This window comes from Myxococcus sp. CA040A (assembly GCF_013336725.1).
In the GTDB taxonomy this organism is placed as follows: Bacteria; Myxococcota; Myxococcia; order Myxococcales; family Myxococcaceae; genus Myxococcus; species Myxococcus llanfairpwllgwyngyllgogerychwyrndrobwllllantysiliogogogochensis.
This window is the reverse complement of the sequence record NZ_JABUMR010000017.1, coordinates 138944-149132: the sequence shown is the minus strand read 5'-3', so window position 1 is coordinate 149132 and position 10189 is coordinate 138944. Positions and strand designations below refer to the sequence as shown.

Genomic DNA, 10189 nt, shown 5'->3' with positions numbered 1-10189 from the left:
GCGGAGGCAGCAGCGGCGCCACACGCTGCCAGAAGGCGTCGGGAACGAGTTCGCGGACCATGCACTCAAGCTGGGGATGCCCTTCGTCGGTGGCCACCCCAGCCCTGACTTTTGTTAGGTCCTCTAAGGCACTCCATGCAGTTGCTGCATGAGGAGCATGCCACGATTCCTCACGCGAATGCATGCGGGCGAGGTGGGTCCAAGGTATGTGAAAGACTCTGGTTTCCATGGAAGGGGAATCGCTGCGACGTTTGCAGAAAGAGGGTGGCGCAGCTGCCGTTGCAATCCATCGCAAACAGGTGCTCGTTGCCGGTCGCCAGGATTCCGCAGGCCGGGCTCGAAGGTCTCAGGCGTTTCCACCCTGAGAAGAGGTTGCTCTCAGCCCCCTCCCTTCAGCGCCCCGCTCTCCTGCCACGCGCTCGGCAGCGGCATGTCCGTTCACGCCCCTCTGGACCGACCTCTCGAAGCGGCGCTCTTGTCCCTCCCCTCCACGAGCTGGAAAGCACAATGCGAGGGCACCGAGGGCACGTGCTCGTTCTCCGTCACGATGACGGGGACCGTCCAGCCGGACGCGGGCGGACCTCTCACGGAGCCACCGGCCGAAAACAGTGGCTGCGGCTGCCAGAGTGGCGCCTCTTCCCTCCCCTGGGCGATGGCGTTGGTCGGACAGCTCGGCTTGTCGCGGCATGCATCGAGGGCTCACGGGCCGAGCACCTCCTGACACAGGTCACCCACCGGGGCCGGTGCCCCTGGCGCAGGACTCCCACCGGAAAGTCCATTGCGCTCCATCCGATTCATAGCTAGATATATAGCGCGCTATGGGTTCGGAGGTGCGACATGGAAGTGGATCTTCTGGCGGGACTTGGAGTGGGCTTTCTGGGCAGCCGTCTCAAGCGACTCGCCGAGCGGATGCAGGCCGACGCCGCTGAGGTGGCCCGCTCGTTGGACCTGCCAGTCCAGCCGGCCCAGATGTCGATGTTGATGACGCTCCGCCTGCACGGCCCGATGACGGTGGGAGAACTGGCCGAACGGTTGCGGGTGGCCCAACCCACGGTGACTCGCGCGCTCGGGACCCTGGAAGACTTCGTCGAAGTGCGGCGCTCGCCGGACGACCAGCGCGCCAAGCGCCTGGCGCTGACAGAGAAGGGCGAGGCCCTGATGGTCCGCGTCCAGACGCAGTTGTTGCCGCGCATCGAGCCCGCCGCGGCCTCGCTGGTCGAGGGGTTGTCGGGCGATTTCATGCAGGGACTGACCAGGGTGGAGGCGCGGCTGGCGGAGTCCTCGTTGCTGAGCCGGAGCGAAGCCGCCGGTCCGCCCGCGATGTGGGCGCGCGACTTCTCCGACGACCTTGCCGAGGCCTTCCATCGGATCAACGCCGAATGGATTCAGGACATGTTCATCCTCGAGGAGAACGACATCGCCCTCCTGTCGAAGCCGCGTGAACTGATCCTCGACAAGGGAGGCGTGGTGCTGTTCGCCGAGACGCCACGGCTGGGCGTGGTCGGGACCTGCGCCCTGATGGTGTCCAAGGACGGCTGGGTCGAGTTGACCAAGATGGGTGTCTTGAAGAGCGCCCGGGGCCTGAAGGTCGGCGAGTTCCTGCTCGCGAAGACCCTGCAGCGGGCCTCCAGCCTGGGATTCGACAAGGTCTACCTGCTGACCAACAAGAAGTGCGCGCCAGCCATCCACCTCTACGAGAAGCTGGGCTTCGTGCACGACGCGGAGATCATGAGGCTATTCGGGGCGCGCTACGCGCGATGTGACGTGGCGATGTCATACAGGCCGAGGGGTGACCTGAATCCCCTGCCCCCGTCTTCACAGCGGGAGTCATGACCGATGACCGGACCACGCGCCTACTTCGTCCGCACGGAAGACGGTGGGTTCCTTCCGCAGCGCGCATGTGCCGGCGCGTGGAATCCGGAGGAACTGCACATCAGCCCCGTCAATGGACTGCTCCTGCATGAGCTGGAGCGCTGGCTCGCCGGCCGCAAGACTGGCGGCAAGCTCGTGACTCGCATCAGCTACGACTACCTCGGCGTTCTCGACTTCTCTCGATGTGACGTGGCGTTCGAGGTGCTGCGTCCTGGTCGCGCCGTCGACCTCGTCGAGGGAGTCCTGTCGCAGCGCGGTCGTCCCGTGCTCCGCGCGCGAGTGTGGCTGCTCGCGACGCACGACACGTCCGCGATAGCGGGCGGCGCACGTGAAGCCCTGCCGCCACCCGAGGAAGGCCGCCGGTTCGACCTCAACACCGTGTGGCCGGGTGACTACGTCGCCTCGGTCGACATGCGCGCCATCGAGGGCCCAAGCCCCGGCAGGACCACCGCGTGGCTCACGACGCCGCTGGCCATCGTCGATGGCGACCCCGTGAGCGACCTCGCGCGCTGTGCGCTGCTCGTGGACACGTCCAATGGAATCGCGGTCCGTCGCCGGCCCGAGGAGTGGCAGTTCCCGAACGTCGACCTGACCATTCACCTGTTTCGCCAGCCCGTCGGCGCCTGGACCGGCTTCGACACGCGCGTGACCTTTGGGCCGACAGGTCACGGCCTCACCAGCTCCGACCTCTTCGACATGCATGGGCATATCGGACGAGCCGAACAGACCCTGCTCGTCCGACCTCGCTGACCGGAGCGCGAGCCACCTGGATGACCCTGGGCGCTGAAGCGCCGCCCCACCGCGACTCGGACCCGCCTTGTCCGAATGAGGGCCGATTCCACCCTATATGCCTCCTACCGTGCTCCTCGCCCTCCCCTTCGGGGAATGACACAGGAGTGAACGTGAACAAGGAGCAAGCAGTGGTGCAGAAGGACGTCGTGCCGGCCCGGGACGGAGCACGTGCCTTCGATTTCTGGGTCGGCCGGTGGGACATCCACAATCGACGCCTGCGCGAGCGGCTCAAGGGCTCCACCGAGTGGGTCGAGTTCAAGGCCACAAGCGTGGCCCGCCCGCTTCTGGGCGGAATGGGAATCGAGGACGAGTACCGCACCGACTACTGGAGCGGCTTCATCGGCTCCGCGTTCCAGTTCTTCAATCCGGAAACGAAGCAGTGGTCCATCTACTGGGTGGACAACCGCCGCGGCGCCCTTGAGCCGCCCGTGGTCGGCTCGTTCACGGACGACGTTGGCATCTTCGAGGGCGTGGACACCTTCGAGGGGCAGCCCATCCGAGTCCGCTACACCTGGTCGCGCGTCACCACGGCGAAGCCGCGCTGGGAGCAGGCGTTCTCCTCTGACGGCGGGAACACGTGGGAGACGAACTGGGTCATGGATTTCTCCCGGGCCGATGGCTAGGGCCTGAAAATACGCGCTCCAGAAGCGGGCGTACCCCTCACGCCCAGCTCCCGGAGTCCGCGTGGCCATGGGCTACGGCTGAGCGAGCTCGTTGAAGATGAGCAGGCCGCGCGAGGAGTCCGCTGCGTACACATACCCGTCGCCGGGGACGCGGATGCCGAGCAGCCCCTCGAAGGGGCTCTCGGTGCGGTAGGGGTCCGCCTCGCGGAAGGTGTTGTAGTGGGCCACCTGCCGGGGGCGCGTGGGATTGGACACATCCAGCACACGCACGCCGTCCTGGTACCAGGCGATGTAGAGGAGATTGTCGCGCAGGAGGAGATTGTGGATGGAGGTGAAGGGCCGGTGGGTGCGGAACTCGCCAATCTTCACGATGCGCTCCGGACGGGTGACGTCGAGCACTCGCAGATGGGCGTACTGGAACTCTCCTCCCTCGAAGGCGATGGTCCGCCCGGCGAAGGTGCCCACCGCGCTGTGGTGCGCGAAGGTGAAGTCCGGACGGACGTACCCACCCAGCTCGCGGACATGGTCCAGGTCGGTGACGTCCACCACGAAGTAGCCGCGGAAGGCATCACTGACATACAGGCGGTTCTCGTACACGAAGGTGTCGTGGGGACCGCCCAGGAGGGCCGCGTCGGGCAGCGCGATGACCGTCAGCAGACGCGGCGACAGCGGCTCCGAGATGTCATGAACAAAGGTGCCGGTGCCAGGCGCCATCGAGTAGAGCCGGTCTCCATCGACGAGCACCGTGTGCGTCCCCGTGCCTCCCGTGGTGAGGCCACGGATGAACAGGGGCTCGGCGGGCTGGGAGATGTCGTAGACGAGCGTCCCCGAGGTGTTGCTGGCGATATACAGGGCATCACCCTTGGCCCAGACCCCGTTCCAGGTGTTGTCCCCGGGGAGGGAGAGGGTCTTCTTGAGGACGGGCGCGCGCGGGTTGCTGACGTCGAAGATGGAAAGGCCGCCCGTGCGGACCTGCTTGGGAATCGAGACGACGTAGGCGTGCCCCTTGGTGACGTAGAGGTCCAGGGGGTGGCCCAGGGAAGTGTAACCCTCGGAGAGCAACTCCAGGCCACCGGAGGACTCGGGCTCTCCTCCCCACCTGGAGACCCGATGCGCCTCGAAGGTTCCCGACCGGATGAGCCGCGCCCGGTAGCAGTAGGCGAAGCACCCGGTGATGATGTCGGTCTCCTTCTGCTCGCAGCCCGCCAGGGTGATGGCGGCCGTCGAAGCAGGAGCGAAACCACGCACGAAGAAGCGCCCAGGTCCCGTGTCCCTCAGTGGCAAGGGCACATAGAACATGTTGCCGCCATCCTCCGTGAAGTGGACGCCCCCCACCTCGATGACGGCGTTGCCCCCGTCCGGAACGGGCCGTGCGTCCCGGAGCGGGTACAAGTAGATGGACCCGGCCTCCACCTCGGACAGCGAGCCGAGATTGCACTGGGAGAGGTCGAAGCGGGACAGCTCCTCGCACGTCGTGGCACCCGCGTCCCGGGTATCGAAGGTGCACGGCGCGAAGGGCCCCGTGTCCAGGATGTCTCCGCGCTCTTCGAGCTCGGTATAGGTGCCATCCCAGACCACGGGTCCCGCATCGGGGAGCCCCGCATCAGGCGACCCGGAGTCGGAGGAGTCCGGGTCGGGTGAGTCCTCACAGCCAGAGAGACACACGGACATCAACAGCAACCCGGTGGACAGCAGGACCCGAAGGGACATCGCCATGTGGAACCTCCTGGAAGGCCACCATGAAGGGGCATGGGTGCCATTCCGGAGGAGACGCCGCTGCCGCGCGTTTTCCCTCAGGCCTTCGATGAAACCCCATCCGCTGGTGGCACTGCCCGCGCGCCCAGAAGCCAGCGGAGGGTGACGCCCGAGGCACTCAGGCGTTCGGGCATCACCCTCTCTCCAGCGGCGCTTCTCACTGGCAGTTCGGAGGTCCCATGCAGGAGAAGGTTAGCGTCACGTCCGCGTTGGCCTCCTCCGGCGTCGCGAAGCACTCGCCCCTTTCCTCCACGGCGTTGCAGACGCCCCGGGGGCACTGAGCCGCCGCGTTCTCGCGGGCATCCCGGCTCGCCGAGAGATAGGCCCCAGCGCACCGCGGGTGGACTCCGTACCCTGCGACCACGCGTCGCTCGGGCTGACACGTGCAAGCGGTGACCGAGGGACAGTACGTCCGCGTGCCATCGCACTCCACCCATCCTCCGTTGTCCACCCCGGAGGTACAGACACCGCTCGCGGAGCCGCAGGACACCGTGCTGTTCGTGCACTGCTGCGTCACCTGACACGACAGCTCCGCTTCGCGGCTCTCCAAAGTGAGGCCGTCGCCGCCCGGCGACTCGGCGCCACAGGCCGACAGCGTCGTCGCCACCAGGAATGCGGCACAAACCAGGCGCACATCGAATTGCATTCGCATGCCAATACCCCCGTCGTCGTCATTCAATGCGTCAATGCCACACAGCCATCACACGGCCCATGGATTCGCGAGGCATCGCCACGACGCGCAAGCCCCGGCGCCCGAATCCACACGGGAATGCGAGATACCACCCACAACGACACCGGGCCGCATCCGCATCGCCTTGTGAATCGAGAGCGACGGGAGTCTGCACTTGCGTGCCTGGGCAGGGCAATCCCTGAATTCGGGGTTGCACATTCTCGAAGCCCCCTGAGCGCCTGGAGGCCGTCCTCACGGCCAGGTCCCTAGGTCTCCGTGGGGTAGCGTCGCCGACGGCTCGGCGCTTCCATGAGGCCGCCTCGGCGACGCGGCATTGAAGATTGACATGTCCTGCGGGTTTTCTGACCTGCCGCAGCTTGAGAGGATGCCGTCTCCGGCCACTACGGAGGCAGGCAGGCAGTGAAGAAGCATCGTTCCCCTCAGGCTTGTCAGACGGGAATGCCAGCATTCAGCCTGCTTGCCTTTCCTGATGCGAGGCATGGGGGTGAAGAATGCGTGCTGGCCTCTGGGTGCTTTGCGCTGCTCTCTTCGTCACGGGATGCGCTGGAGTTGAACCGTCGACTCGTAGGGGCACTTTCCAGCAGCGTTCCTCACTCCTCGGGGAGAGGGCTCCGGAGGCTGGGCATCCCCGAGGGCAGCGGAGTGATGCGTTCGATGAGCTGCTTCGCGGCGCGGGGCTGGAGGACCGCGACTCGCGACCCTTGGCTGGTGACTCTCTCAGGGCGACGCAGGCGGCACGGCTGCTGGAGGTGCTGCTCGGCAAGGACGTGACACTGGGGCAGTTCCCGGCCCGTGTTGCCGTGGGCTTCATGTTGCGCGAGGTGCTGGACGCGGGCGAAGTGTCGCGCGCCGAGCTGTCGCCCCGCGCACGGCGCTACCAGGAACAAATCACGGGCCACACGGCGGACGAGGCATACTGGCTCGGTGGCGTGAGCCAAGGCAGTGGAGGCGTGAAGTTCGACGGCTTCGAGAAGAGCGTGCTGCTGGAGGCCAAGGGGCCGGGCTATGCGAACACGTTTCTCGACAACCTCAAGCCGAAGGTCTGGTTCGAGAAGTCAGGAGCAAAGGCACTCGCAGATCAGGCCAGGCGCCAGCTCGCAGCCGCAAGGGGGGCACCCATTCGATGGCACATCGCGGAGGAGAAAACCGCGGAGGCCATTCGGAAGCTGTTCGATGCCAACGATGTCGAGGGAATAGAAGTCATCTTCACTCCCCCTCTGCCATGAGGAACCGTGAATCGTGAACGAGAGCTACTACGCGGGAGTCTATTGGGGGCCCAGGAAGGAGTCGTCAGAGGAATGCGCTCGGCGACTGGAAGTCCTCCTTGAAGAACTTCAATCCGTAGACCCATCGCTTGAGCGTTGGTTCCAACAAGGCAAGTCACGTGCAGAATGCCTTGAGGCGCCCATTGAGCCCGAACCTCGCTGAGCTAGAGCCATTCGTCCGACGAGGCAAGGACCGCACCTTCGACAACCTTGGCTTCAGCGGGGGTGGCTGGAATGGGGCGGGTGATGACTACGAAACCACTGGCCTCCTCATCGCGTGCGGTGGCTCCTCCGAATGGGTCGGAAACAGTTGTGTTTACACGTTGCCAAGCAAAGGCCCGAGCTTGGAGCGGATCCTCTCGGCATCCGCGCTAGCTGCGCTCATTCGACGGACTGCTGACGCTTGGGAGCCGGAGTGGGGAGTGGCCATCTCGGAGCAACATCGAGACGTCCTGAAGCCACGGCGTCCCAAGGGAACTCCGTATGTTGGGTGGGTCACGTACCTCGCACAACATCGGGGCACGTTGCCCCCACTGCCCTCACCCGTGCGCATCGAGCCCGTGGCGGACAAGGGCACCCTCATCATCCTCACCCCCGAGCGCTTCACGGTGAGCAACCCGGAGCATGTGGCGTTGGCCGAGAGGGTGCGCGAGCTGCTGGACCGGGCAGGGCTGTTGAAGCCACTCCACGCTCAGCCATAGGAGCAAGAGCGGGCTACCGGGAGAACACTCAACCGGCCACCCTCATGCGGCGACCTGCCTCGGCGAACGCCGCCGTGCAACACCCAGCAGGCACAGCGTGAGCAGCGTCCCAATGCAGACGAGGAGCCCCGCGCGAAGCCCCGGGGTCCGGTAGAGCATCTCCACCCGGTGCTGGCCCGCTGGCACCGCCACCGCGCGAACCGCGAAGTTCGCGGCGAGGATGGGCACCTCGCTCCCGTCGACCCACGCCGTCCACCCGGGCTGGTAGGCGTCATTGACGACGAGCACGGCGGGCTCGGAGGTCTCCACCTCCACGCGCAGGTGCTCGAGTGAGGGGCGCTCCACGCGCACGGAGCCCCTCAGCTGCTCGGAGGCCTCCGGCAGCGGTCCGGCACACTCCACGACGGCGACATCGGAGGGTGGAAGCACGGGCGCTCGCATGAGGTCCAGTGCCTGCCCTGGTTCGCCCACACACCGGGGCCGGGCAACGTAGACGCGTGGCAAGGCATCCGGGTGCTCCACCAGCGACGTCCCGAACAACGAGTCCTGGGCGATGATGCGCGTGGATGGCGGCAAGGCCGCCGCCGCGAGTGCCCCCGTGTCATGCACCGAGAACAACGTGCCCAGGCGCGGCGCCAGGTGGCCATACCAGCGAGGCAGGTCCTGGCGCAGCTGGCGCACCCGAGCACTCTCTCCGGGCAGGTAGCCGTTCGCGCTCTCCAATCCCCATAACGCCATCGTGTCCGGCTGGAACGTCGTCAGCAGCCGGAGCGCCATCCGCTCGTTGAAGTCATAGCCGGGCACGTTCCAGGCGCCGAGGTGGCGGACCGCCATCGACACCCGCACGGGCTCCTCGGGTGGAACCGCGCGACGGATGGGTTCGACGAACGGCGGCGGTACCTCCAACAGTTCCGCGGGCGCGAGGACGTAGAACGGCTCGCTGCCCCACCACAACGCACCGAACTGGAGTGTCACCAGGAGCCCTTCACGCAGCCCTCGTGCCCGCAGGAACAGGGCGAGCAGCCCACACGCGAGCGCGAGCACCGCCGTCAGCACGCCCACCCGCACCACGTTGCCGGAAAGCCCCTCCACCACCCCGGCGGGCACCTGAGGCCAACGCGAGACGAGCCCGTGGCGGCTCCACGCGCCGAACAGGGCCTCCCCCACCGCCACCGCCGCTCCCACCAGCGCCACCCCGCCGCCGGCCCACGCGACAGCTCGGCGACCGCGCCTCTCTTCCAGACAGGCCCTCCAGCCCCATCCCGCCCCCAACGCGAGCCCGAGCGAGACCCACGGAACCAGCTTCTCCGGATAGCGGAAGGGGCGCCAGGGCGGCAGCAGTTGATAGACCCAACCATAGACAGGCAGCGCGTTTCCCAGACAGAGGGCCAGCAGCAGAAGCCAGACACCCGCGAGAACCCAGGCCCGAGGCTGTCTCGCGGAGGTGATGAGCGCCGCCAGCGCGAGGACACACGCGGGCGTCCCCACATAGACGGAATCGACCCAGACCCGACCGAAGCCGCCAGACGGAACGAGGTTGCGGACCACCTCCTCGGGGATGCCGCGCATTCCCTCGACGTCCGCGAGGAAGGGCCCCATGAACAGCTCCCACAAGCGCAGGGGGGCCAGCGCGAAGCGTTGGGCCTCCGCGAGCGACCGGGCCCCGGGCTCTCCGGACCCCGCGAGCGCCGCGGCGGGAAGCAACTGCGGCGCGGCCAACAACCCACCCGTGGCGACCAGCAACGCGCACGTCACCACGCGCCGACGCCAGGTCCCCGCCGCCGGCTCCACGCAAGCCACGAGCACGACGAACCCGTTCACCATGGCGAAGCCCTGCGCGTCACCACCCGCGGCGACCAACGCCAGCAACGCCCCGCCCGCGGCCAGTCTTCCGACGGAAGGGGCCCGCAGGAAGCGGACCGCCGCCCAGAGCGTCGCGGGCACCGCGCTGGCGGACAGCAGGTAGGTCGAGTTGTTGGTGATGGCGACCAGGTAGCCGCAGAATGCAAAGGTGATGGCCGAGAAGAGCGCTCCGGCCCGGGGGACCCGGTACTCCCGCATCAGGGCGTACGTGCCGACCAGCGCCAGCAGATAACAGCTCAAGAAGGTCACGGTCCCCGCGGCGCCGAGCGGCAGCACCAGGTGAAGCAGCGACGTGGGATGGAACGCTCCCGCGTTGATGGCGCCCACGAAGGACTGACCGAAGCCGTCATACGGGAACCACTCCGGCAATTCGAGCGCGGACACCCTCGCGGCCCAGAAGGCCCGCGTCGGATAGAAGACGCGCAGCGTGTCCCCGGCAATGAAGACCCCGCCGCTGGCCACCGCCCGGAAGAAGAACCCCGCGGGCAGCAATACCAGGAGCACCCGCCACCCCCAGGTGGCCCACCCGCCCGCCATCTCGCCCATCCGCTTCGAGTCGTCCGCCATCGAGCCCCTGGTGCCTCCGCGTCGTCGCGGCGGCAGCCGATCCACGCCCGCGAGCGCGAC

Annotated in this window: 9 protein-coding genes; 6 read left to right on the top strand and 3 right to left on the bottom strand. The window is 67.1% G+C overall.

Annotated elements, in window-relative coordinates; translation table 11 throughout:
- Nucleotides 1-837 precede the first annotated feature (837 nt).
- The 3 genes from HUA75_RS43580 (at nt 838) to HUA75_RS43570 (ending at nt 3287) form a co-directional block, all read left to right on the top strand.
- Nucleotides 838-1833 (top strand): bifunctional helix-turn-helix transcriptional regulator/GNAT family N-acetyltransferase, encoded by a 996-nt coding sequence (locus HUA75_RS43580; protein WP_174489803.1) that lies wholly within the window; start codon nt 838-840, stop codon nt 1831-1833.
- 3 nt (nt 1834-1836) lie between these two features.
- The gene (locus tag HUA75_RS43575) at nt 1837-2622 is read left to right on the top strand and encodes a thioesterase family protein (protein ID WP_174489802.1); all 786 of its coding nucleotides are present in this window, start codon (nt 1837-1839) and stop codon (nt 2620-2622) included.
- 152 nt (nt 2623-2774) lie between these two features.
- Nucleotides 2775-3287, top strand: a complete 513-nt coding sequence (locus HUA75_RS43570; protein WP_217441633.1) for a hypothetical protein — start codon at nt 2775-2777, stop codon at nt 3285-3287.
- Between the two features lie 72 nt (nt 3288-3359).
- Here the strand turns inward: HUA75_RS43570 and HUA75_RS43565 are convergent, their stop codons facing one another.
- Together HUA75_RS43565 and HUA75_RS43560 are read right to left on the bottom strand one after the other, a co-directional pair.
- On the bottom strand, nt 3360-5003 hold the full coding sequence (locus tag HUA75_RS43565) for an LVIVD repeat-containing protein (RefSeq protein ID WP_174489801.1): 1644 nt from the start codon (nt 5001-5003) through the stop codon (nt 3360-3362).
- 196 nt (nt 5004-5199) lie between these two features.
- Nucleotides 5200-5694: a hypothetical protein gene (locus tag HUA75_RS43560; protein ID WP_174489800.1), complete on the bottom strand. Its 495-nt coding sequence runs from the start codon at nt 5692-5694 to the stop codon at nt 5200-5202.
- Between the two features lie 788 nt (nt 5695-6482).
- Between HUA75_RS43560 and HUA75_RS47365 the strand changes: the two genes are divergently transcribed.
- From HUA75_RS47365 to HUA75_RS48150, 3 genes are read left to right on the top strand one after another with little or no spacing between them, the layout of a single operon-like run.
- Nucleotides 6483-6959, top strand: a complete 477-nt coding sequence (locus HUA75_RS47365) for a Tox-REase-5 domain-containing protein (protein ID WP_371746329.1) — start codon at nt 6483-6485, stop codon at nt 6957-6959.
- A 13-nt stretch (nt 6960-6972) separates the two neighbouring features.
- On the top strand, nt 6973-7161 hold the full coding sequence (locus HUA75_RS48155; protein ID WP_371746328.1) for an Imm52 family immunity protein: 189 nt from the start codon (nt 6973-6975) through the stop codon (nt 7159-7161).
- Nucleotides 7118-7699, top strand: coding sequence for an immunity 52 family protein (locus tag HUA75_RS48150; protein WP_371746327.1), 582 nt, complete (start codon nt 7118-7120; stop codon nt 7697-7699). Before HUA75_RS48155 ends, HUA75_RS48150 begins: the two co-directional genes overlap by 44 nt.
- A gap of 42 nt (nt 7700-7741) precedes the next feature.
- Here the strand turns inward: HUA75_RS48150 and HUA75_RS43545 are convergent, their stop codons facing one another.
- On the bottom strand, nt 7742-10129 hold the full coding sequence (locus HUA75_RS43545) for a YfhO family protein (protein ID WP_174489798.1): 2388 nt from the start codon (nt 10127-10129) through the stop codon (nt 7742-7744).
- Nucleotides 10130-10189: the final 60 nt, after the last annotated feature.